The following is a 21,783-nucleotide window of genomic DNA, read 5'->3' as shown; positions in this document are numbered from 1 at the left end:
CGCAGGAGCCGCCGTCCATGAAATCCGCTGTCGTCCAACTTCCCGGCCTCAACCGCGACCGCGACATGATCGCGGCGCTGACGAAAATTTCCGGAAGCGCGCCCGTCACCATCTGGCAGACGGAAACGGATATTCCCGATGTCGACCTGATCGTCATTCCGGGCGGCTTCTCCTATGGTGACTACCTGCGTTGCGGCGCCATCGCCGCGCGCATGCCGGTCATGCAGGCCATCCGCGAAAAGGCCGAAAAAGGCGTCAAGGTTCTCGGCGTCTGCAACGGCTTCCAGATTCTGGTCGAAGCCGGCATGCTGCCCGGTGCGCTGATGCGCAACGCCTCGCTGAAATTCGTCTGCCGTGAAGTGAAGCTCGAAGTCGCCAACAACGACACCGATTTCACCCGCGCTTACGACAAGGGCCAGATCCTGCGCTGCCCCGTCGCCCATCACGACGGCAACTATTTCGTCGAAGCCGAAGAGCTGAAGGCGCTGGAAGGCAACGGCCAGGTGGTGTTCCGTTATGCCGAGGACACCAACCCCAACGGCTCGCTGAACGACATTGCCGGCGTCATCAACGCCAGGGGCAATGTCCTCGGCATGATGCCGCATCCGGAAAACCTCATCGAAGCCGCCCATGGCGGCAATGACGGCCGCGGCCTCTTCGCTTCGGCGCTCGGCGTCATCGCAGCCTGATAGACCGGGCGGGCTTCAGGCCCGCCTTTTTTGATGCCGGCTTTCGGCGCCGTTTCGGCCTTTCTTCTGGATGACCTGATGCCCCGTCTTCTTCGACACAATGCCCATAAAGCCGCCGGATTGATCCTCGCTGCCGCCGCACTTGCCGCCTGCCAGCCGAAACCGCAGCCGGCTGCCTCCGTCTCCCGCGCGGCCCTGCCGACCATGGAACGGATCGCGCTTGGCGCGAATGCCTGCTGGTTCAAGTCGGGCGATGCGGCCTTCAAGGCCTATCGTCTGGCCCCTGAACTCAACTCCTTCTCCGGCCGCCCGCGCATCCTGCTCGTGCCGCGCAACAGCCCGGAATCGCGCCCCATGCTGGTGGTTCAGGCCGAAGGCAATCCGGCAAAGCTCGACGCTTTCGGACCCGTGATGAACGAAGCCATTTCCGGCCGCATCGCAACCGACGTCAAGCGCTGGGCGAACGGCGGCAAGGGCTGCTGATCGACAAGCGCGGAAACGGTCCGCGGCGGGCGCATCGGTTAGTTCTTAGCTTGGGATGCATCGTTTCTATCCTCATCCCTGTGCTTGTCACAGGGATCCAGCCAGCCCAAGTCCTTGGGCTGAGAGTAGTCCTTCCGTCGCGCAGACGCGCATCGGCTGGATTCCTGTGACAAGCACAGGAATGAGGGACACGGATGTGTGCCCGGCGCAAAAAATCCCTGTAACGTACTTGTCGATTTGGCAAAGAGGCTCTCGGCAATCCAATAAAAAAACCCGCCAGCGCCGGTTGGGAGTGGCGTGGCGGGCTGCCGAATGGCTTGATGGCGCCGGGGAAAGAAGGCACCGCTCTCCGACAAAAAATCAAAGCGACCGGGAGGGCCAGGAGAGAAGCCGCGATTTTGCGGCCTCGTTGAGGGCCTCATCCCGCGTAACGCCGATATCCTTCAGAAGATCGTCGGACAATTCCCGCAAAGCGAGCCGTCCCTGCCGTTTCCGGTGCCAATTGAACATGCCCGCAATCAGGCGACCAATAAGCGTGTGGGCGATCTTGGCCGGAAAGGGCGCCGGTGCGACCATGTCGCCGGCATCGCGGAACACGCGTTCCCGTTCGTAGCCATCAGGATAGAGTGTATCCGCTGTCGAAAGGTATTGATCCATCTTGCGCATATTGCACCTATTGTCTCCGTTCGTTGATCCTCAATTAATGCAGACAATAAATACAATTGACTTCTCGATAGATACAATGCATAAATTGTCACCATGACAAATTGGCTTCCCGACATCACCGAGGGCGACGGCCCGATTTATCTTCGCCTCGCCGACAGTATTGAAGGCGCGATTTCCGACGGCACCCTGCAGGCCGGCTCGAAACTGCCGCCCCAGCGCAATCTTGCTTACGATCTCGGTGTGACAATCGGTACAATCAGCCGGGCCTATGCGCTCATTCACGAACGTGGCCTCGTCAGCGGTGAGGTCGGACGCGGCACCTATGTCAATGAGCGCAAGACCCCTGCCCCCTCATTGCCCCTGGAACCGGCAGCGGCGGCCTTCGGCAGCACACGCCACGCCATCGACAGCAGCGCCGAATTCAGGCTGAACACGACGGCTGCACCGGATGTCGGCCAGAGCGGGCTGATCGCCCGGCACATCGAGGCCGTCACCCGTGAGCATGCCTACGACATCACCAATTACGCCCGCTCCTTCCCCGACAGCTGGTGCATGGCGGGCGTTCGCTGGCTTTCCCAGAACGGCTGGTCGCCGAAACCGGAAAACATCGTCTCGACGCTTGGCGCCCATGCGGCGGTGATGAGTGTGGTGACGGCGATGACCGCGCCGGGCGACCGTATCGTCTTCGAACCCGTCACCTATTCCCACATCAGCCGCAGCGCCGCCCTTGCCGGTCGGCGGGTGACGCTGGTGGAAGCGGATGAGAACGGCATTGTCCCTGATGATTTCGAGCGCGTCTGCGCCCAGCAGCATCCGAAGATGATCTTCCTGATGTCGGCCGGCCAGAACCCGACCTGCGCCACCCTGCCGGAAGAGCGCCGCCGCGCGATTGCCGATATTGCCCGCCGTTACGGCGTGTGGATCATCGAGGACAATCTCTACGGCGCGATGACCCGCGAGGCGATCCCGCTGATCGCCGAATTTGCGCCCGATATCACCTTCGTGGTCGGCGGCCTGTCGAAATCCGTCGCCGCCGGCGTGCGCGGCGGCTGGGTCGCCTGTCCAGCGCAATATTCCTCTCGTATCCGCATTTCCCACTCGATGCTGACGGGCGGCCTGCCCTTCATGCTGGCCGAGTTGAACGCGCGCCTCGTCAATAGCGGCGACGCCGATGACATTCGCAAGGACTGCATCGCAGAAATCAATCAACGCGAAGCGATTGCCCGGCGGGCCTTTGCCGGACTGGATTTCAATTCGCTGCCGGATATCGCCTTCCTGTGGCTGAGACTGCCCGAACCCTGGCTTTCCGGCACCTTCCGCAATGCGGCGATGAAGGAAGGCGTGCTGATCGACGACGAGGACGAGTTCAAGGCCGGACGGACGGACAAGGTTTTCCACCGCGTCCGCATCAGCTTTTCAGGCCCCTCCACCCGCGAGGAACTGACGCATGCCTTCGGCGTCCTCCGCCACCTGCTCGATAATGGCTCCGCCGGATATGAGAGCGTGGCATGACCCGATGTGCGTTGGTGCGCAGACCGTGCGCCGCCGCGAATAACGGCATAAACCGCCAATTAACCGGCAAAACAGCGCATTTTCCTGTCGCGCCATTGAGCCTCTTGCGCTAAAGAACCGGAAACTTTCCTCGGCTCGAACCGCGTGAGACCTATGTCGATTCCAAACTCCATCAAGATCACCCCGGAACTCGTTGCATCCCACGGGCTGAAGCCCGACGAATACCAGCGTATCCTCGACCTGATCGGACGGGAGCCTAGCTTTACCGAGCTTGGCATCTTCTCGGCCATGTGGAACGAGCACTGCTCCTACAAGTCTTCCAAGAAGTGGCTGAAGACCCTGCCGACAACAGGCCCGCGCGTCATTCAGGGCCCCGGTGAAAACGCCGGCGTTGTCGATATCGACGATGGCGACTGCGTCGTCTTCAAGATGGAGAGCCACAACCACCCATCCTATATCGAGCCCTATCAGGGTGCGGCGACCGGCGTCGGCGGCATCCTGCGTGACGTCTTCACCATGGGCGCACGCCCGATCGCTGCCATGAATGCGCTGCGTTTTGGTGCTCCTGACCATCCGAAGACCCGCCACCTCGTGGCCGGTGTCGTCGCCGGTGTCGGCGGTTACGGCAATTCCTTCGGCGTGCCGACCGTCGGCGGCGAAGTGGAATTCGACCCGCGTTATAACGGCAACATCCTCGTCAACGCCTTTGCTGCTGGCCTTGCCAAGTCCAATGCGATCTTCCTTTCGGAAGCCAAGGGCGTCGGCCTGCCGGTGGTATATCTCGGTGCAAAGACCGGCCGTGACGGTGTCGGCGGCGCGACCATGGCGTCTGCCGAATTCGACGAGTCGATCGAAGAAAAGCGCCCGACCGTTCAGGTCGGCGACCCCTTCACCGAAAAGTGCCTGCTGGAAGCCTGCCTTGAACTGATGAAGACCGGCGCGGTCATCGCCATTCAGGACATGGGTGCCGCCGGCCTCACCTGCTCGGCCGTTGAAATGGGCGCCAAGGGCGATCTCGGCATCGAACTCGACCTCAATGCCGTGCCGGTGCGCGAAGAGCGCATGACGGCTTACGAAATGATGCTGTCGGAAAGCCAGGAGCGCATGCTCATGGTTCTCGAGCCCTCCAAGGAAGAGGTCGCCAAGGCGATCTTCGTTAAATGGGGTCTGGACTTCGCTATCGTCGGCAAGACCACCGACGACCTGCGCTTCCGCGTGCTGCACAATGGCGAGGAAGTCGCCAACCTGCCGATCAAGGATCTCGGCGATCAGGCCCCGGAATATGACCGTCCGTGGACGCCCGCCAAGGTTCAGGCGCCGCTTTCGGAAAATGACATTCCCTCGGCCGATATTGCCGATGCGCTGGTTTCGCTGGTTGGTTCGGCCAACAACTCCTCGCGCCGCTGGGTCTATGAGCAGTACGATACGCTGATCCAGGGCAACTCCCTGCAGCTGCCGGGTGGCGATGCCGGCGTGGTCCGTGTCGAAGGCCATGACAAGAAGGCGCTCGCCTTCTCCTCCGACGTGACGCCGCGTTATGTCGAGGCCGATCCCTTCGAAGGCGGCAAGCAGGCCGTCGCCGAATGCTGGCGCAACATCACCGCAACCGGCGCCCTGCCGCTGGCGGCTACCGACAACCTCAATTTCGGTAATCCGGAAAAGCCTGAGATCATGAGCCAGCTCGTGCATGCCATCAAGGGCATCGGCGAAGCCTGCCGCGTGCTGGAATTCCCGATCGTTTCCGGCAATGTCTCGCTCTACAACGAGACCAACGGTCAGGCGATCCTGCCCACCCCCACCATCGGCGGCGTCGGCCTCCTGAAGGATTGGGGCCGCATGGCGCGCATCCGCTTTGCCGCCGCTGACGAAGTGGTGCTCTTGGTCGGCGCGCCTGCCGGTCTCGGCACCCACATCGCCCAGTCGGTTTACATGCGCGACATCCATGGCCGCATCGATGGCCCCGCACCGCATGTGGATCTGGCAGCCGAAAAGAAGAACGGCGATTTCGTCCGTACGCTCATCACCGATGGTCTTACGACAGCGGTTCACGATTGCTCCTCGGGCGGTCTGGCGCTTGCGGTTGCCGAAATGGCAATTTCCTCCGGCATCGGCGCGACGATCGATGCGGTCGAAGGCCACAATCCGGTCCTCACCTTCTATGGCGAAGACCAGGGTCGTTACGTCCTGACGGTGAAGAAGGGTGATCTCGACAAGGTGCAGGCAGCGGCGAAGGCGGCGGGCGTTTCCTGCCCCGCAATCGGCGTTACCGGCGGTGCGAGCGTAAAGCTGGGCACGGCGCGGGCTGTCGAGATTAAAGAATTGCACTTGGCCTATGAATCGTGGTTCCCTCAATTCATGGACGGCGAAACTTTGCTCGCCGCAGAATGAATTAAGGAGAAACACCATGCCCATGAAACCCGGCGACATTGAAGACATGATTAAGGCGGGAATTCCCGGGGCAAAGGTCACGATCCGCGATCTGGCCGGTGACGGCGACCACTACGCGGCGGAAGTCGTTGCGGATGCGTTCAAGGGCAAGACCCGCGTGCAGCAGCACCAGATGGTCTATGACGCGCTGAAGGGCAATATGGGCGGCGTTCTGCACGCCCTTGCCCTGCAGACCTCGGCTCCCGAATGACCGTGGCCGTCAAAGCCGTTCGGGCAAGACAGTTTCACTGTCCTGCCAACGCATAAAGGCTCCGGACTAAAATCAAAGGCCCGCGTGATACTCTCACGCGGGCCTTTTCATATCCGGTAGAATGAGCAGTAGCCGCTTACAAAGCAGGCGGGCTCTGCGATTCCAGATCGGCAAAAGATGCGGCCGGTAAAGGTCCAGCCGTTAGCAGCGTAAAATCGTAACCGGACTTGCGATCAGGCCCCAGAACATATTGCCGGTGCATGCGCAGGAAGTTGCGCTTGTTCTTTTTATACCGCTCCGGCGAAAGCGAATGCTTGAAGCGGATCGGCACGATCTTCGGCAGCGGCGCATCCTTATGGCCGGTCAGCGCCACCGTGTTACACCTGTAGAGGTGAATGGGATCGGTGAGGCACTGGATATCGAACCATGTCACCTCAGGGTGACGTGCAATCACGCCGACGCTCTCACGCAGCCTGTCCGCACTCGACAGGAACGCACATTGCAGCGCTGCGCCGCCCAGCGTTGCAAAGGACAGCTTCCGGCCATCCAGCGCATCCGGCCTGAGTTCCAGCACGCGGCCGATCACGGCGAGCGCAAGACTGGCGCCCATGCTGTGCGAAATGACCAGAACCTCGTCCGAGGGCTGCTCAAGCGTCGTCAGAACAAGTGCGGCCCTCTCTTCGATCCAGTCGCGGGCAATCGCTTCATCGCGGCCGACAGCGAGCGCGAAGCGCCAGTCCGCATAAAGATGCAGGGTGTGAAACCGCTCCGCAAAAGGCAGAAACGCCTTCACGAAAAACAGGGCGGCGGCGGGAAGGCTGATTGCGAAGAGCCAGAGAGGCAAACCGAGCAGCGAAGGCGAGAGCGCAATAGCCGCAGCAACAGCACCGCCGACCAGCATCAGCAGGAACGGGAAGATGAAGAACAGACCAAAACGCCAGGCATGGCGGAAGTAGCGCGCCGCACCGCCCTCGGCGATAATGCCTGCACCGGCTTTGAAACCAAGCCAGATCTGCTGCCGGACCGGCGCATCCCGTAACTGCGATATCACCGCATTATGATCGTAAACGAAAATGTCGGAGCGCGTCCGCCAGTCGCCCGCCGAAGCCTCCACCGTGAATGTTTCACCCGCCGGCGTGTTCGTGAGCGGTCCCACCGCATAGTCGACATCCCAAGTCTTGCCGGCCAGCGCCGCCGCCCGCTGGTAACGCAGATGATGGGCCGCCGCATCGAGCGGATCGAAACCGGGGAAATAAAGAACAAGGCGTGACTTGACGGTCGGCATGCATAAACCTTCGGGCTGGAGGCACCCGAAAGGATCGCTTGATACAGTGGGCGATGCACGTATAGTAAAAATCGCGACCGAAATATGATTTATTTATTGGCGAGGGAAATTTGTCTGGCATCGTCGATCAATTGCTCAACGGCGTCGTCAAGGGCGCTCTGGCCGAAGTGCTGACCAAGACCGGTATCCGCAAGACCCGAAGGGCCCGCCGGACGAAAAGCGCCGGTTCCCTTGCCGGCGGCATCGTCGGCTCGGTCCTGGAAGCCGCGATCAACGCAGCCGTCAAACCCAAGCCAGCCAAGAAGCAGGTGAGCAAAAGACGCACGGCCGCTGCGCGCAGCCGACAGAGATATCGATGATCCGCAACGAGCGGCTTTGCCTGTTTTTCGCCTGCGCCCTCCTGTTTCTTTCCGCAACACGCATGGGCTTCACCGACGACAGAAGTAACAAAGAGATCAAAATCGGCTTCGCCGTGCTGCTTCATGATGCTGATCCGATAGCCGGCACCGCGCTTTGCAAAATTGGTCAAACCTGCCGTCTGCTTAAACAGGAAGAGCCTAAATTAATTGTCGATCTCAAAATCGACCACCAAAACGACCGACTGGTGAGTGAAATGCAGGTGGATTGCGAACGAGATTGTTCGCTAGCGACCGGCCGCTCAGTGATGACACTCCAGAACCAGAAAGAACTCGATCTTTTCGCTGACGAGACAGGCATATTAGTCCCGCTCGTCTCCAGACCGCGAAAGACGATCGGCAAAATACTTCTGGTCTATCCCGACACCTGACCCGCTGCGACGTGGACGCGAAATTTCGATCCCTCTCCAATGATGCCACACCCGCAGTTTTTTACGCTTCCCGGGTGGAAATCGCGCCGCGACATGTTATCTAGGAACAAACGGAAAGCAGCGGCCTTGAACCGCATGTGAAAGGAATAGGCCTATGAGCGGCATTAACGACATGATCGACAGCGAAGTGAAGAGCAACGACATCGTTCTTTTCATGAAGGGCACCCCGCAATTTCCGCAGTGCGGTTTTTCCGGACAGGTGGTACAGATCCTCGATTATCTCGGCGTCGACTACAAGGGCGTCAATGTGCTTGCCGATGCCGACATCCGTCAGGGCATCAAGGACTATTCCAACTGGCCGACAATCCCGCAGCTCTACGTCAAGGGCGAATTCGTCGGCGGCTGTGACATCGTAAGAGAGATGTTCCAGTCCGGCGAACTGCAAAGCCACTTCCAAGAACAGGGTATCAGCGTCCGCGGCGCGGCCTGATTTCGGCCGGTTCATCCGGCCCACCCTGATTGTCAGAAAACTATGCCAGGCGTTGCTTCATGCAACGCCTTTGCCGTTCTTTTTGGGGCAATCCTGTGACAGAACTTTCACAATCCACCGCTTCGCGCGCAGGCTCGATGGGGCGCACGGAATTCATCGCGCTTGCCGCGATGCTGATGGCGCTGAACGCGCTTGCCATCGACATCATGCTGCCGGGTCTTCAGGAAATCGGCGCATCGCTTGGCGTCGTCAATGAAAACCACCGCCAATATGTCATTTCCACCTATCTTCTGGGCTTCGGCGTCGCGCAGCTTCTGTACGGTCCGATCTCGGACCGTTTCGGACGCCGCAAGCCGATGCTCGTCGGACTTGCGATCTATATCGTTTCAGCCCTCGCCGTAGTCTTCGTACCGTCATTCTCCGGCCTGCTGATCCTGCGCTTCATTCAGGGCATCGGCTCGGCGGCGACACGCGTCATTACCATCTCGATCGTGCGTGACATCTATGGCGGCCGCCAGATGGCGGAAGTCATGTCGCTGATCATGATGGTGTTCATGGTCGTTCCGGTCATCGCACCCGGCACCGGTCAGATCGTGCTGTTTTTCGGTAACTGGCATCTGATCTTCGCCTTCATGGCGGGAATTGCCGCCGTCGTGACGGCCTGGATGTATTTCCGCCTGCCGGAAACCCTGCATCCGGACGATGTCCGCCCCTTCACCGCCCGTTCTATCCTTGGCGGCTTCAAGATCGTGCTCACCAACCGCATTGCGCTTTGTTACACGCTCTCCAGCACCTTTATCTTCGGTGCGCTGTTCGGCTTCATCAATTCGGCCGAACAGGTCTACAAGGGCATTTATGGGCTGGGTGCATGGTTCGCAGCGGCCTTTGCGGGCGTGGCGCTGTTCATGGCCTTCTCGTCCTTCATCAATGCAAGGCTTGTCGGCCGGTTCGGCATGCGCAAGCTGTCGCACGGATCCCTGCTGGGCTTCATCGCCATCACCTTCATCTGGCTGGTGGTGCAGGTGCTTGGCCCGGAACCGATGCCCTTTGCGATCTTCATCGTGTTCTTCGCGCTCGCCATGTTCCAGTTCGGCTGGATCGGCTCAAACTTCAACTCGCTCGCCATGGAACCGCTCGGCCACGTCGCCGGCACGGCCTCGTCCGTTATCGGTTTCATGGGAACGGTCGGCGGCTCGCTGATTGGTGCCGCCATCGGCCAGGCTTTCGACGGCACCGCACTGCCCATGGTGGCCGGCTTCTTCGTCGTCTCCATCATCGGTCTGATCTTCGTGCTGATCGGGGAAAAGGGCGTGTTGTTTCAGGCCCACAACAAGCCGACACGGTAAGGGCCGTTAGAAAAATGAAAGGGCGCGGAATTCTGTTCCGCGCCCTTTTTGTTGATTACGAGTTCACGTCATCCGCAGCCCGTCACCCCGGACTAGATCCGGGGTCTAGCCAGCCCAAGTCTTTGGGCTGAGAAGACTCTTTCCACCGCGCAGACGCGCGGCTACTGGATGCCGGATCAAGTTCGGCATGACGGGAGAAAGCCTTCCTGCCCAGCCCCACATTAATTCGCCGCCTCAAACCGTAAAAATCTTCTCGCGCAGCAATTCCCACGTCTCCTGATTGGGTGCCAGCAACAGCCCGCCATCCACATGCCGCGGCAGATAGGGCGAGCCGTTGAGACGCGCCGCATAGGCGCCCGCTTCCTGCGAAAGCAGCGTGCCGGCCAGATGGTCCCAGGGCATCAGCTTGTTATACATCAGGAAATGCATGTGGCCGCCGCAGAACAGGCGGTATTCATGCGCCGCGCAGCGATAGCTGGTGAACAGCCGCACATCGGCGAGGTTCGTCAGAATCTTGCGCCGTGTCTCAACGTCGAAATAGCCGGTATTGGCGATGCCCACCATCTGCGACAGTTCAGGCGCCGGCACGACCGACATCTGCGTCTGCGAACCATCAGCACTGCAAAGCCAGGCGCCGGAACCCTTTTCGGCAATCGCCCAGTCATTGCCCATCGGATCAAAGATCAGGCCGGCAACGGTCTCGCCCTTCGAGATAACGCTCATCATCACGCCGAAGAGCGGCAGGCCGGAGGCGAAATTATAGGTGCCGTCGATCGGATCGACCACCACGGCAAGATCGGCATCGGCAAGCTTGCCGAGCAGCGAGGCGTCCGCCGCCACCGCTTCTTCGCCGATGAACAGCGCATCAGGCATGATTTCCTGTACACGGGCGCGGATAAGCCGCTCCGCAGCCTCGTCGGCCTCGGTCACAAGGTCGATCGCCTCGCTCTTTATCCGCACATCGCCCTCGCCCAGATTGCGGAACCGCGGCAGGATTTCCACTGCCGCCGCCTCCTGAAGCGCGTTGGCAAGAGAGGCGATGTCGAGTTCGAGAGCCATGGGCGATATCCTTCTTTCTGAGCGTAACGACTATAAAGCGACGATTTCCCGTCGCAGCATCTTCCAGCTTTCCTTGTCGGGAGCGGACAGGATGCCACCCTCCGTTTGTCCCGGCCGATAGGGCGTATTGTCGAAACGGGCCGTATAACCACCCGCCTCCTGATGAACAAGCACGCCGGCGAGATGATCCCACGGCATCAGCTTCTCATGGCCGATGAAATGCAGCTTGCCGGCCGAGGCGAGCCAGTATTCATGTGCCGAGCAATTGATTGAAAGCGCCATCTTTATCTTCGCCATATTGGCGGCGATCACCGGACGGCGATCCTGATGGCTGTGGCCCCAGGAGAAAATGCCGACCATTTCGGACAATGGCACGGGATCGGCGACCTTGAGCTTCGCCTGCGAACCGTTCCTGCGGTTGAGAAACGCGCCCTCGCCTTTCAGGGCGACGATGGTGTCACCCATGACAGGATCATGAATGAAACCCGCCACCGTCTCGCCCTTGACTGTAACCGCAAGCAGCGTGCCGAAAGCGGGAAAACCGGAAGCATAATTGAAAGTGCCGTCAATGGGATCGATCACGAAAGCAAGCGGCGCATCGGCAAGCGCCGGAATGACGGATTGGTCCGCCTCATAGGTCTCTTCGCCGACTATATGGGCCTTCGGGAACCGCTGCAGCAGAGCGGCTGTTATTGCTTTTTCAGCGAGAACATCCGCCTCGGTAACGAGATCGACGGCGGAGGTTTTTTCCGAGATAGCGCCGGCGCTCAGGTTTCGGAAGCGGGGAAGAATTTCGTTCACGCCGGCAGCGGCAACGGTGGAAATGAGAAAGTCGATATCTTTATCGGAAAGGGTCATCGGGCGGGGCACTTCTTCATAAGGGGGAGTTGGCCTCCCTACGCTCTTCAGGTGACGCCCCGGTGACAGAAAGCGCCGAGAAATCAAAAAGCTTCGGATCGAGCAGGTGCGACGGATTGACGTGGGCAAGCGCCCGCAGCATCACGTCCTTGCGGCCGGGCATACGCCTTTCGATGTCTGCCAGCATCTCCTTCATGGCATTGCGCTGAAGCCCGTCCTGCGAACCGCAGAGGTCGCAGGGAATGATCGGGAATTCCATCGCCGCCGCGAATTTCGCCATATCATCTTCGGCGCAATAGGCGAGCGGGCGCAGCACCATCAGGTCGCCCTCGTCGTTCATCAGCTTTGCCGGCATGCCAGCCAGACGGCCGCCATGGAAGAAGTTCATGAAGAAGGTCTCGAGAATATCCTCGCGGTGATGGCCGAGCACGAGCGCGTCGCAGCCCTCTTCCCGCGCAATACGGTAGAGATTGCCGCGCCGCAGCCGCGAACAGAGCGAACAATAGGTGCCACCCGCCGGCACCTTTTCCTTCACAACGGAATAAGTGTCGCGATATTCGATGCGATGTGCGACGCCGATTTTCGCCAGATATTCCGGCAGGACGTGCTTGGGGAAATTCGGCTGGCCCTGATCCAGATTGCAGGCAATGAGTTCCACGGGCAAAAGGCCGCGCCACTTCAGATCAAGCAGCAGCGCCAGAAGACCGTAGCTGTCCTTGCCGCCGGAAAGGCCTACCAGCCAGCGCTTCTGGCCGTTCAGCATGCCAAAATCCCCGAAGGCCTGACGTACATTGCGCAACAGCCGCTTGCGCAGCTTGTTGAAGGAGACAGAACGGGGTGCCGCGTCGAACAGCGGATGCGAAGCGCCATTTTCTCCGGCCAGGTCCTGATCGGCCTCGACCTCATCTGCGATGCTGGTGACAATGTTCATGATTAGCCCGCTCTGGCATTCAGCCATTTTCAATGCAGGAAATGCCCGCATCCGCCCGCAATATCAAGCCCCGAATACCGACCAGCCGGTTTTCGTCGCCAGCATTTCCAGTGCATGCGACCCAAGCGCCGAATTGCCGACCTTGTTCAGACCCGGCGACCAGACCGCAATCGACGCCTTGCCCGGCGCCACTGCCATGATACCGCCGCCCACGCCGCTCTTGCCCGGCAGGCCGACATGATAGGCGAAATCGCCCGATCCGTCATAATGGCCGCAGGTCAACATCAGCGCATTGATGCGCCGCGCGCGTCGGTCTGACACAACCGTATGACCACTCAGCGGATTGCGGCCGCGATTGGCAAGGAAAAGACCGGCCCGTGAAAGCTGCGCGCAGGTCATGGACAGCGCGCACTGATGAAAATAGACGCCCAGCGTATATTCAACAGGGTGATGCAGATTGCCGAAGGACCGCATGAAATTGGCAAGCGCGAAATTGCGGAAACCCGTCGCCTGCTCGGATTTCGCCACGGTGTCATCAATGCTGATCGTGTCATCATCAGCGAGATAACGGACGAAACGCAGAAGCTCGCCAATCGCCTCGCGCGGCTGGTGGCCGGAAAGAACGATATCCGTCACCACGATGGCACCGGCATTGACGAAGGGGTTGCGCGGAATGCCGTGCTCATGCTCCAGCTGGACGATGGAGTTGAAGGACGACCCCGACGGCTCACGCCCCACCCGGTTCCATACCGTCTCGCCTGCCTTGCCGAGCGCCAGCGTCAGCATGAAGACCTTGGAGATGCTCTGGATCGAAAACGGCGTGAGCGCATTGCCGGCCGTATAGGTGGTTCCGTCGACAGTGGTGATGGCGATACCGAACTGGTTCGGATCGACCTTGGCGAGTTCCGGAATGTAATCCGCAACCTTGCCCTCGCCCAGGCGCGGCACCATGCTGTCGTAAATGGAATCGACGATCGCCTGAATGTCCTGCATGCAAAGCCTTCCCCAGCAAACAAAAAAGCCGCCCCGAGGGGCGGCTTTCTCAATACTGAAACGCGCTGATTAACGCGAGTAGAATTCGACGACCAGATGCGGTTCCATGACGACCGGGTACGGAACGTCAGACAGAGCCGGGATGCGAGCATAGGTCGCAACCATCTTGTTGTGATCGACTTCGATGTAATCAGGAACGTCGCGTTCTGCGAGCTGAACAGCTTCGAGAACGGTCACCAGCTGCTTGGACTTCTGGCGAACTTCGATAACGTCGCCCGGCTTGCAACGGTAAGAACCGATGTTGACGCGAACGCCGTTAACCGTGACGTGGCCATGGTTGATGAACTGACGCGATGCGAAAACGGTCGGAACGAACTTGGCGCGGTAGACGATGGCGTCCAGACGCGACTCGAGCAGGCCGATCAGGTTCTCGGAGGTATCGCCCTTGCGACGGTTTGCTTCGTCGTAGGTGGCGCGGAACTGCTTTTCGCGCAGTTCGCCGTAGTAGCCCTTGAGCTTCTGCTTGGCGCGCAGCTGCGTGCCGAAGTCGCTCATCTTGCCCTTGCGGCGCTGGCCGTGCTGGCCCGGGCCGTATTCGCGGCGGTTTACCGGGGACTTCGGACGGCCCCAGATGTTTTCGCCCATGCGGCGGTCAATTTTGTACTTAGCCGATTCGCGCTTGCTCATCGTATTTCCTTCTCAAAAGGTTATGCCGGCCTGTTGCCAAACCGGTTTAAGGAAACACGCCCTCCTCTGAAGCCCGTTTCAGGGCCTCTGACAGGCTTCTCACATGCAAATGGAGAAACCACGGGACATGTCGGTGATATTGACCGCCGAACGTCAGTTATTAAACTGCAGGGCAGTCAACAAAACACACCGGACATCACTGCCCGGCGTTGGGGCGGCTTCTAAACATGTTTTACAAATTTGTCAAACAACACCCGCCGCTTTTTTTCTCGATCCTGCCCTTGAAAAGCCCGAGCGCCCACCCATCTCTCCATCGTGATCAGAACTCGGGCCCCTCTGGCGTGTTACCGGACAACACGTGATGTCGAGTTTCTTTAGGTTGGGGCCCACGCATATTCTTCACGCACGTTCCCCATCCGCAAAGCCAACCTCGTCCGGCTAAAGGTTGACTGATGGAGTTCCTCCTCAACGATTTTCTCGGTACCCCCACATGGATGTGGGCGGTCTTCATTTCTCTCGTCCTTGGCCTCCTGGCGCTCGATCTTGGCGTATTGCACAAGAACTCCAAGGAAATCGGCATCCGTGAAAGCCTGCTGATGTCAGGCTTCTATATCGCCATCGGTTTGGCCTTTGGCGGCTGGATCTGGTACCAGTCCGGCCAGCAGTCGGCGATGGAATATGTCACCGGCTTCGTGGTCGAAAAAAGCCTGGCGATGGACAATATCTTCATCATCGCCATGATCTTCTCCTATTTCGCCATTCCCCGCCAATATCAGCACCGCGTGCTGCTCTGGGGCATCCTCGGCGTCATCATCCTGCGCGGTATCATGATTGCCGGCGGCGCGGCCATTGTCGAAAACTTCCACTGGGTGCTTTATCTCTTTGCGGCCTTCCTCGTCTTCACCGGCCTCAAAATGCTGTTCTCGTCCGACCATGACGAGGCCGATATCGGCAATAACCGCATCCTGAAATTCCTGCGCAGCCGCCTTCCGGTAACGGAAAAGCTGCATGGCGAAAAATTCTTCGTCAAGGAGACGGATGCGACCACCGGCAAGCTGAAGACCTTCGTGACGCCGCTCTTCCTGGCGCTCATCATGGTCGAAATCGCCGACCTTATCTTCGCGGTCGATTCGATCCCGGCGATCTTCGCGATCACCACCGATCCATTTATCGTCTACACCTCGAACATCTTCGCGATCCTTGGCCTGCGCGCCCTCTATTTCGCGCTTGCCGCCCTGATCCACCGCTTCGCTTATCTTAAATATGCGCTGGCTGCGGTTCTGGTCTTCGTCGGTTCGAAAATCTTCGTGGCCGACATGCTCGGCATCGCCAAGATCCCGCCGGCAGTCTCGCTCGGCGTCACCGTCGCCATCCTCGCAACCGGCATCATCGGCTCGCTGATCGCGACACGCAAGGAAGCCAAGGCCATAGAATAAGAATATTCAACGAGGAGGCGGAAACGCCTCCTCAAAGGAACTTCCGCAGACAGATGCGCGTGGTTTCGGAGCACCATACACACGCCGTCACCCCGGGCCCGATCCGGGGTCCAGCGTGATCTAGTCCTTGATCGCGAGAGACTCTTCTCACGGTGCAGACGCGCCGTGGCTGGATGCCGGATCAAGTCCGGCAGGACGGAGAGGTATGCCTACACAAGCAGCCCGCCAACCTCACTCCGCCGCCAGTCTCGCATCATCCTCAGCCGCATCCGCGTCGCCGGGTGCGGTTTTTGCATCGAGGTCGGGAAACGCCACGATGCGCTTGCCGGAGAAATCGGCATGCACCACCACAAGCTCCTTCTCCTCGAAATAACCGAGCAGCCTCCGGGCGCGGCGGGCGGAATGGGTGCCATAGGCGCGGGCAATACGGGCATCCGACGGGCAAGGTTCCTCGCCAAGTGCAGCCTTGACCAGAAGCAGGAAAACGCCCTGCAGGTCATCGGAAACAGACATCGACAACTCCAGCGCCTTTTCCCAGCCTTCGCTTGCCGCCATCGCCGCATCCACGCCGGAGCGAGCAATCGCCACCTGCCGGCGGAATTCCGCCAGCGTCATCGGCGTGCCGGGAATACGGCGCATGCGGGCGCGCACCAGAAAATCCTGATAGAGCACGGCATCCGTGCGATAGGCCGATTGCGGATCATCGAGAATTTCAACGAGAACCGCACCGATCTTCTCCTCACGCTCCTCCGGCGTCAGTTCCGGCTGACCTGCACGCGGAGACTGCTCCGATGAAGGACCAACGGCGGCGGGCGTGGAACGGGAGAGTTCGGCGAGAATATCGGTGGTCGGCCGCGGTGCCGGCGGCGTGCGGCGCACCACGGCGCGCGTGAATTCTTCCGGATCCGGCGTGAAGATCAGGTCTTCCACATCCTGCGGCGCATCCGGCAGCGGCATCAGCTTCGGCGAGGACGAGCGCGCCGAGGTTTCCACCGCCCCGATGACGATGGGCAGCGGGCGGCGCGATAGCGCAGGCCCAAGCGCCACGAAATTGCCGCGCTGCAGATCGCGGAACATTTCCGCCTGTCGCCGGTCCATGCCGAGCAGGTCGGCGGCGCGCGCCATGTCGATATCGAGGAAGGTGCGGCCCATCAGGAAGTTCGAGGCTTCCGCCGCCACATTCTTGGCGAGCTTGGCAAGACGCTGCGTGGCGATGACGCCGGCAAGGCCGCGTTTACGGCCGCGGCACATCAGATTGGTCATCGCACCCAGAGACGCCTTGCGCGCATCCTCGGTCACCTCACCGCCGACGGAGGGTGCAAACATCTGCGCCTCGTCCACCACGACCAGCACCGGATACCAATATTCGCGATCCGCATCGAACATGCCGTTGAGGAAAGCGGCTGCGGCACGCATCTGCTGCTCGATATCAAGGCCTTCGAGCGTCAGCACGCAGGAGACGCGGTGCTGGCGAATGCGGTTGGCGATGCCGGCCAGCTCCGCTTCGGTGCGCTCGCCATCCACCACCACGTGTCCGAACTTATCGGAAAGAGTGACGAAATCGCCCTCGGGATCGATGATGACCTGCTGCACCCATTGCGCCGATTGCTCCAGCAGCCGGCGCAGGAGATGCGACTTGCCGGAACCGGAATTGCCCTGCACCAGCAAACGTGTCGCAAGCAATTCTTCAATATCGAGCTTGGCCTGTTGCCCGCCCGATAGGGTTCCCATGTCGATGCCGACCTGCAATGTTCCATTCCTCGTGCTGCATGTCATCCGGCCGATTCCCTTGGCGGCGGCCGAACATGCTCTTTACCAAAAAATCGCCTGTTGCGTCTGCCCCATGCCGATAATGCACAGGCAATTACGCCGCATCTATGCGGTCCCGGACGAGACCCGCAAAAATGAAAGCCGCCTGCCGAACACATTCAGCATCAGGCCGATGATGACCAATGCGGCGCCGACCACTTCGAAGACGGTGATATGCTCCGCAAAAGCGAGATAGGCGCTGATGAAACCGACAATCGGCACCAGCAGCGAAAACGGCGCTACCGTTCCGGCCGGATAACGCAGAAGCAGGTAACTCCAGATGCCCGCGCCGACAATGGTCGCTCCATAGGCCATGTAGATCACCACGAAAGCCATCGTCGGCGTCGCATTGAGCAGGCCTTCCGCGATCGCATCGGGTCCTTCCACCACCAGCGAAAGCAGGATCAACGGCAGAACGGGTACAAGGCTCGTCCATGCAACGAAGGAAACCGCATTCACCTGGCCGATACGGCGATTGACGATGTTGCCGCAGGCCCAGGCAATTGCCGAGCCGACCCCCATCAGGAGCGGTATCAGCGCTGCGGCCGTCATGCGCTCCACGCCGATGACCGCCAGCCCGCCAAAAGCGATGATCGCGCCGAGGATCTGTGAAGGCAACGGCCGCTCGCCGAGGAACACCACGGCAAGCGCCAGCGTGAAGAAGGCCTGCGACTGCATGACCAGCGAAGCAAGCCCCGCCGGCAGGCCGAGCTTGATGGCCGGATAAAGCAGACCGAACTGCACGAAACCCATCGCCATGCCGTAAACGATCATATGCCGCCACGGCACATTGGGTTTTGGCAGGAAAAACACCAAAGGCACGGCCGCAAAGAGATAACGCACCCCCGTCAGAAACAAAGGCGGCATATCGGCGACGCCCACCTTGATGACGACGAAGTTGAAGCCCCACAAAAACACGGTGATCAGGGCGAGAAGAATATGCGGCAATGCCATTTTGTTATGTCCGAATTTCAGGTGATCGAGACGTGCTTTACGCCGAAACCGCCCGCTTCCAGCCAAAGGTGATAAGACCGGCGCCGATCAGGAGACCGCCACCCGTTCGGTTGACGATGCGCTGGACCTTCGGCTTGCGGATCGTATTGCGGGCGGCACTTGCCAGCAGTCCATAAAGCGCCGCATTGCAGGTGGCAAGCACCAGGAATGTCGCTTCGAAAATCAGCACCTGCGGCCAGAAGGGCAGCGTCGGCACCAGAAACTGCGGCAGGAAGGCCACGAAAAACACGATGCTCTTGGGGTTCAGCGCCGTGACGATATAGGCATGCAGGAAGATTTTGAGCGGCCTTTCACGGCCCGTCACGCCTGTCCCCTCGGCACCTTCTCCGCCAACCGGCGAACGCCACAGCTTGATGCCGAGATAGATGAGGTAAGCCGCACCGATCCATTTCAGACCAGTGAAAAGCGCCGCCGATGTTGCAAGCAGCGCCCCGAGCCCCAGCATCGAGGCCTTCATGGCGGTGAAATCCCCAAGCGCCACGCCCGTTACCGTCGCGGTGCTCGCCTTGCGGCCGTGGCCGAGTGCGTAAGAAATTACCAGCAGGATCGTCGGTCCCGGAATGGCAAGCATGATGGCGGATGCGGCCACGAAGGCCAGCCAGTTCTCCAGTGGCATAATGAGTCTCCTTTATCCCGAGTCTTGAGCAAGCCACGGAAAATGTTTCGCTTCAAGCCGGATTTTACAAACCGTGCAGCTCTCTCGTAACAACCCGAAAAACGTCTGTGCAGGATTTTCTCCGCCATCGGCGGTCAAAGTTCGATACGGCCCCTCCCGCATGTCTGCGCGGGAGAGGCCATCACATCAAAACCGGGGCGCCCAGTGAGGAACCTCCCAATCCCGCCGCCGCTTTACGCGCGAGGGGTCAAGGCCGATGTCGACCAAAAGGCGCTCAGGCAGATCGGCAGGATCAGTCGGCGGCGCACGCGGCACCAGCGCGGCTGTGAGAACCGCTTTGAGAGTTTTCCAGACGCCGAATGTGACGAACAAGCGATCGACCGCATCCGGCAGCGCATATGCTACCAATGGTTGATTTTTCTGCATGGGAAATCCATCCCGGCGCGGCAAAGCGGCCAGGTCCTTTATCGATGGAAAACGACATGCCGAAACGGCGGGCGCAGCAGTCATGCCACGCGGACGCGCAAGTCACATGTCGGACGAAGTGAAAATGCCTAACGGCAGGGAAATCAGGCTTTAAGCCTTATCGGAGGGAGATGCCTCGCATCACATAACCACCGAAGACCATGCCGGAAAAGCCAGACATGCCGTTAAGGCGCATATTCATGTCATTGGTCATTCCACGCCTCCATTCATAGCGGTTACAGACGAGAAACATCTTACATAAGAAATCCGGCGCGACAAGAGGTCGCAATCTCGAATTGCAAAAGACGGGCAAAACAGATGCAAAAATACAACAGGCGGCTGGGCAGCGAAACTCAGGTCAACGAAACGCTGAGACCAAATCCCTGCATCAGCCGCCGGGTGGCAAAATCCGGCTTGCCTGAGGTGAAGACGGCAAAATCGAAACCGTCAGGGTGCTCCGCATCCTGTGGCAGCGGCACCAGATGGCGGGCACGCCGGGCAATCGCCTCGGCGGGATCGAGCCAGTCCACCGGCCAGGGCGCCAACCGGCGAAACACATTGGCCATGAAGGGATAATGGGTACAGGCAAGCACGATGATGTCTGTGCGCTTGCCGTCGCTGTCGATGAAGCAGGGCTCTATTTCGGCTAGAACCGCCTCGTCCGAGACCGGCTCTCCCCTGATCCAGCTTTCCGCCATGCGTGCCAGATTTTCCGAGCCAACGAGACGGACATGGCATTGGGTGGCGAAGGACTGGATGAGATCGCGCGTATAAGCGCGCTTGACGGTGCCCGGTGTCGCCAGCACGGAAACCAGGCCCGAACGGGTGCGCTCCGCCGCCGGTTTGATGGCGGGCACGGTGCCGACAAAAGTCATCTGCGGAAAGCGGGCGCGAAGATCGGCACCCGCGAGCGTGAAGGCCGTGTTGCAGGCGATGATGCAGACTTCCGGGCTATAATCCTGCAGCAGCGTTTCGAAGAGCGAGAGAATGCGCGCCTTCAGCGCCTCCTCCTCCCAGCCGCCATAGGGAAAACCCGCATCGTCGGCCACATAGATGAAACCGCGCTCAGGCATCAGCACGCGCGCCTCGCGCAGAACCGTCAGCCCGCCAATGCCGGAATCGAACACCAGCACCGGTTTCAGTACATCGGCGGCCGCCTCACTCGTCTTCAGCATGCTCCCCGGTTCCCTTCGCCAATATTCCCTCTGCCGTTCCCGCCCGGCCTGCCTGCTTGGGCCATTGCCGGGGAAAACGGTCGAGCGAATTGATCACGCCACGGAAAACACTGATTTCCTGCTCGGAAAAACCACGTCTCGACAGCACGGCGCGCAGATTGTCGACCATTTTCGGCTTTTTTTCGGGCGGATGGAAATAACCACGCGCGTCCAGCGCTTCCTCGATATGTTCGAACAGGCCGAAAACCTGCTCCTTGGTGGAGGGCCGCTGCTCGACGGACTGGAAAAGCGTTTCGCCCAGATCGTCCATGCCTGACTTCATCCACTCATAGGACATCAAAAGCACGGCCTGCGCGATGTTGAGCGAGGCAAAGGCGGGATTGACCGGGAAGGTCACAATCTCGTCGGCCAGCGCCACCTCTTCGTTGGTAAGGCCCCAGCGCTCGCGCCCGAACAGGATGCCGGTCCTTTCGCCCGTCTTGAATTTTGCACGCAATGTCTCGGCGGCGGTGACGGGCGCACGCACCGGCTTGAAACCGTAACGCTCGCGCGCGGTCGTGGCATAAACGAAGTTCAGGTCCTTGATCGCCTCTTCCAGCGTCTCGAACACCTTCGTTGCATCGATGACATGATCGGCCTTGGAAGCGGCAGCGCGCGCTTTCTCGCTCGGCCAGCCGTCACGCGGATTGACCAGGCGCAATTCGGCGAGGCCGAAATTGGCCATCGCCCGCGCCACCATACCAATATTTTCGCCGAGCTGCGGTTCGACCAGAATGATCGCCGGGCCTTCCGCCACAAGTTCAAGCTCGCTGTTTGTGCCTGCCATCGTCTTTTGTCCGTTTTC

General features: G+C 59.9%; 23 protein-coding genes. 10 read left to right on the top strand and 13 right to left on the bottom strand.

Annotated elements, in window-relative coordinates:
* Positions 1–17: 17 nt before the first annotated feature.
* Entirely contained in the window at positions 18–689 is a 672-nt protein-coding gene (gene purQ, locus AC5I5B_RS01410) for a phosphoribosylformylglycinamidine synthase subunit PurQ (RefSeq protein ID WP_111834501.1), read from the top strand.
* Between the two features lie 33 nt (positions 690–722).
* Entirely contained in the window at positions 723–1,172 is a 450-nt protein-coding gene (locus AC5I5B_RS01405; RefSeq protein WP_376903711.1) for a hypothetical protein, read from the top strand.
* A 360-nt stretch (positions 1,173–1,532) separates the two neighbouring features.
* Here the strand turns inward: AC5I5B_RS01405 and AC5I5B_RS01400 are convergent, their stop codons facing one another.
* Positions 1,533–1,838 (bottom strand): DUF1127 domain-containing protein, encoded by a 306-nt coding sequence (locus AC5I5B_RS01400; RefSeq protein WP_111834502.1) that lies wholly within the window; start codon positions 1,836–1,838, stop codon positions 1,533–1,535.
* A gap of 93 nt (positions 1,839–1,931) precedes the next feature.
* On the opposite strand from AC5I5B_RS01400, the gene AC5I5B_RS01395 reads away from it, so the two are divergent.
* The 3 genes from AC5I5B_RS01395 to AC5I5B_RS01385 all read left to right on the top strand — a co-directional run bounded on the left by AC5I5B_RS01395 (position 1,932) and on the right by AC5I5B_RS01385 (position 5,988).
* Positions 1,932–3,350 (top strand): aminotransferase-like domain-containing protein, encoded by a 1,419-nt coding sequence (locus tag AC5I5B_RS01395; RefSeq protein ID WP_003507913.1) that lies wholly within the window; start codon positions 1,932–1,934, stop codon positions 3,348–3,350.
* A gap of 153 nt (positions 3,351–3,503) precedes the next feature.
* Entirely contained in the window at positions 3,504–5,738 is a 2,235-nt protein-coding gene (gene purL / locus AC5I5B_RS01390) for a phosphoribosylformylglycinamidine synthase subunit PurL (protein WP_111834503.1), read from the top strand.
* Positions 5,739–5,754: 16 nt separating this feature from the next.
* Positions 5,755–5,988, top strand: coding sequence for a BolA family protein (locus AC5I5B_RS01385; RefSeq protein WP_003516012.1), 234 nt, complete (start codon positions 5,755–5,757; stop codon positions 5,986–5,988).
* Between the two features lie 136 nt (positions 5,989–6,124).
* Here the strand turns inward: AC5I5B_RS01385 and AC5I5B_RS01380 are convergent, their stop codons facing one another.
* Complete coding sequence (locus AC5I5B_RS01380) at positions 6,125–7,273, bottom strand: hypothetical protein (protein WP_111834504.1); 1,149 nt, start codon at positions 7,271–7,273, stop codon at positions 6,125–6,127.
* A gap of 110 nt (positions 7,274–7,383) precedes the next feature.
* Here AC5I5B_RS01380 and AC5I5B_RS01375 point away from each other — a divergent pair, with 110 nt between their 5' ends.
* The 4 genes from AC5I5B_RS01375 (at position 7,384) to AC5I5B_RS01360 (ending at position 9,896) form a co-directional block, all read left to right on the top strand.
* Complete coding sequence (locus AC5I5B_RS01375; protein ID WP_003507906.1) at positions 7,384–7,632, top strand: hypothetical protein; 249 nt, start codon at positions 7,384–7,386, stop codon at positions 7,630–7,632.
* Positions 7,629–8,060: a hypothetical protein gene (locus tag AC5I5B_RS01370; protein ID WP_003507905.1), complete on the top strand. Its 432-nt coding sequence runs from the start codon at positions 7,629–7,631 to the stop codon at positions 8,058–8,060. Before AC5I5B_RS01375 ends, AC5I5B_RS01370 begins: the two co-directional genes overlap by 4 nt.
* 154 nt (positions 8,061–8,214) lie before the next feature.
* Complete coding sequence (gene grxD, locus AC5I5B_RS01365; RefSeq protein WP_060723270.1) at positions 8,215–8,550, top strand: Grx4 family monothiol glutaredoxin; 336 nt, start codon at positions 8,215–8,217, stop codon at positions 8,548–8,550.
* A 137-nt stretch (positions 8,551–8,687) separates the two neighbouring features.
* Positions 8,688–9,896, top strand: coding sequence for a multidrug effflux MFS transporter (locus tag AC5I5B_RS01360; RefSeq protein ID WP_031234083.1), 1,209 nt, complete (start codon positions 8,688–8,690; stop codon positions 9,894–9,896).
* A gap of 234 nt (positions 9,897–10,130) precedes the next feature.
* Here AC5I5B_RS01360 and AC5I5B_RS01355 read toward each other — a convergent pair whose 3' ends face one another.
* From AC5I5B_RS01355 to rpsD, 5 genes are all read right to left on the bottom strand, one after another.
* Positions 10,131–10,955: an inositol monophosphatase family protein gene (locus AC5I5B_RS01355; protein WP_111834505.1), complete on the bottom strand. Its 825-nt coding sequence runs from the start codon at positions 10,953–10,955 to the stop codon at positions 10,131–10,133.
* 30 nt (positions 10,956–10,985) lie between these two features.
* Positions 10,986–11,813 (bottom strand): inositol monophosphatase family protein, encoded by an 828-nt coding sequence (locus AC5I5B_RS01350; protein ID WP_099085251.1) that lies wholly within the window; start codon positions 11,811–11,813, stop codon positions 10,986–10,988.
* 16 nt (positions 11,814–11,829) lie between these two features.
* Positions 11,830–12,744: a tRNA 2-thiocytidine(32) synthetase TtcA gene (gene ttcA / locus AC5I5B_RS01345; protein WP_111834506.1), complete on the bottom strand. Its 915-nt coding sequence runs from the start codon at positions 12,742–12,744 to the stop codon at positions 11,830–11,832.
* A gap of 63 nt (positions 12,745–12,807) precedes the next feature.
* Complete coding sequence (locus AC5I5B_RS01340; RefSeq protein ID WP_003495341.1) at positions 12,808–13,737, bottom strand: glutaminase; 930 nt, start codon at positions 13,735–13,737, stop codon at positions 12,808–12,810.
* 69 nt (positions 13,738–13,806) lie between these two features.
* The gene (gene rpsD / locus AC5I5B_RS01335; RefSeq protein ID WP_003516040.1) at positions 13,807–14,424 is read right to left on the bottom strand and encodes a 30S ribosomal protein S4; all 618 of its coding nucleotides are present in this window, start codon (positions 14,422–14,424) and stop codon (positions 13,807–13,809) included.
* Between the two features lie 452 nt (positions 14,425–14,876).
* Between rpsD and AC5I5B_RS01330 the strand changes: the two genes are divergently transcribed.
* Positions 14,877–15,860, top strand: a complete 984-nt coding sequence (locus AC5I5B_RS01330) for a TerC family protein (RefSeq protein WP_003495337.1) — start codon at positions 14,877–14,879, stop codon at positions 15,858–15,860.
* 231 nt (positions 15,861–16,091) lie between these two features.
* Here the strand turns inward: AC5I5B_RS01330 and AC5I5B_RS01325 are convergent, their stop codons facing one another.
* The 6 genes from AC5I5B_RS01325 to AC5I5B_RS01300 form a co-directional block, all read right to left on the bottom strand.
* Positions 16,092–17,609, bottom strand: coding sequence for a helicase HerA domain-containing protein (locus AC5I5B_RS01325; RefSeq protein ID WP_162692652.1), 1,518 nt, complete (start codon positions 17,607–17,609; stop codon positions 16,092–16,094).
* A gap of 126 nt (positions 17,610–17,735) precedes the next feature.
* Positions 17,736–18,623, bottom strand: coding sequence for an EamA family transporter (locus AC5I5B_RS01320; protein ID WP_080816717.1), 888 nt, complete (start codon positions 18,621–18,623; stop codon positions 17,736–17,738).
* Between the two features lie 37 nt (positions 18,624–18,660).
* On the bottom strand, positions 18,661–19,299 hold the full coding sequence (locus AC5I5B_RS01315; protein WP_111834508.1) for a LysE family translocator: 639 nt from the start codon (positions 19,297–19,299) through the stop codon (positions 18,661–18,663).
* Between the two features lie 186 nt (positions 19,300–19,485).
* Entirely contained in the window at positions 19,486–19,725 is a 240-nt protein-coding gene (locus AC5I5B_RS01310; protein WP_003507887.1) for a hypothetical protein, read from the bottom strand.
* A 392-nt stretch (positions 19,726–20,117) separates the two neighbouring features.
* Complete coding sequence (gene murI / locus AC5I5B_RS01305) at positions 20,118–20,939, bottom strand: glutamate racemase (RefSeq protein ID WP_020810915.1); 822 nt, start codon at positions 20,937–20,939, stop codon at positions 20,118–20,120.
* Positions 20,923–21,765, bottom strand: a complete 843-nt coding sequence (locus AC5I5B_RS01300) for an RNA methyltransferase (RefSeq protein ID WP_003507883.1) — start codon at positions 21,763–21,765, stop codon at positions 20,923–20,925. The genes murI and AC5I5B_RS01300 overlap by 17 nt, the downstream gene beginning before the upstream one ends.
* Positions 21,766–21,783: the final 18 nt, after the last annotated feature.

It is taken from the genome of Agrobacterium sp. (genome assembly GCF_059499945.1).
The sequence above is the reverse complement of the archived record's forward strand: the minus strand, read 5'-3'. Positions and strand labels throughout refer to the sequence as shown.

What these genes read in the sequence shown, in the direction of transcription:
- rpsD (WP_003516040.1), bottom strand. Translation starts at nt 14,424, where the DNA reads ATGAGCAAGCGCGAATCGGCTAAGTACAAAATTGACCGCCGCATGGGC.
- ttcA (WP_111834506.1), bottom strand. Translation starts at nt 12,744, where the DNA reads ATGAACATTGTCACCAGCATCGCAGATGAGGTCGAGGCCGATCAGGAC.
- AC5I5B_RS01370 (WP_003507905.1), top strand. Translation starts at nt 7,629, where the DNA reads ATGATCCGCAACGAGCGGCTTTGCCTGTTTTTCGCCTGCGCCCTCCTG.
- AC5I5B_RS01385 (WP_003516012.1), top strand. Translation starts at nt 5,755, where the DNA reads ATGCCCATGAAACCCGGCGACATTGAAGACATGATTAAGGCGGGAATT.
- AC5I5B_RS01395 (WP_003507913.1), top strand. Translation starts at nt 1,932, where the DNA reads ATGACAAATTGGCTTCCCGACATCACCGAGGGCGACGGCCCGATTTAT.
- AC5I5B_RS01380 (WP_111834504.1), bottom strand. Translation starts at nt 7,273, where the DNA reads ATGCCGACCGTCAAGTCACGCCTTGTTCTTTATTTCCCCGGTTTCGAT.
- AC5I5B_RS01355 (WP_111834505.1), bottom strand. Translation starts at nt 10,955, where the DNA reads ATGGCTCTCGAACTCGACATCGCCTCTCTTGCCAACGCGCTTCAGGAG.
- AC5I5B_RS01405 (WP_376903711.1), top strand. Translation starts at nt 723, where the DNA reads ATGCCGGCTTTCGGCGCCGTTTCGGCCTTTCTTCTGGATGACCTGATG.
- AC5I5B_RS01340 (WP_003495341.1), bottom strand. Translation starts at nt 13,737, where the DNA reads ATGCAGGACATTCAGGCGATCGTCGATTCCATTTACGACAGCATGGTG.
- AC5I5B_RS01320 (WP_080816717.1), bottom strand. Translation starts at nt 18,623, where the DNA reads ATGGCATTGCCGCATATTCTTCTCGCCCTGATCACCGTGTTTTTGTGG.
- AC5I5B_RS01360 (WP_031234083.1), top strand. Translation starts at nt 8,688, where the DNA reads ATGGGGCGCACGGAATTCATCGCGCTTGCCGCGATGCTGATGGCGCTG.
- murI (WP_020810915.1), bottom strand. Translation starts at nt 20,939, where the DNA reads ATGCTGAAGACGAGTGAGGCGGCCGCCGATGTACTGAAACCGGTGCTG.
- AC5I5B_RS01315 (WP_111834508.1), bottom strand. Translation starts at nt 19,299, where the DNA reads ATGCCACTGGAGAACTGGCTGGCCTTCGTGGCCGCATCCGCCATCATG.
- AC5I5B_RS01300 (WP_003507883.1), bottom strand. Translation starts at nt 21,765, where the DNA reads ATGGCAGGCACAAACAGCGAGCTTGAACTTGTGGCGGAAGGCCCGGCG.
- grxD (WP_060723270.1), top strand. Translation starts at nt 8,215, where the DNA reads ATGAGCGGCATTAACGACATGATCGACAGCGAAGTGAAGAGCAACGAC.
- AC5I5B_RS01350 (WP_099085251.1), bottom strand. Translation starts at nt 11,813, where the DNA reads ATGACCCTTTCCGATAAAGATATCGACTTTCTCATTTCCACCGTTGCC.
- AC5I5B_RS01310 (WP_003507887.1), bottom strand. Translation starts at nt 19,725, where the DNA reads ATGCAGAAAAATCAACCATTGGTAGCATATGCGCTGCCGGATGCGGTC.
- AC5I5B_RS01400 (WP_111834502.1), bottom strand. Translation starts at nt 1,838, where the DNA reads ATGCGCAAGATGGATCAATACCTTTCGACAGCGGATACACTCTATCCT.
- purL (WP_111834503.1), top strand. Translation starts at nt 3,504, where the DNA reads ATGTCGATTCCAAACTCCATCAAGATCACCCCGGAACTCGTTGCATCC.
- AC5I5B_RS01330 (WP_003495337.1), top strand. Translation starts at nt 14,877, where the DNA reads ATGGAGTTCCTCCTCAACGATTTTCTCGGTACCCCCACATGGATGTGG.
- purQ (WP_111834501.1), top strand. Translation starts at nt 18, where the DNA reads ATGAAATCCGCTGTCGTCCAACTTCCCGGCCTCAACCGCGACCGCGAC.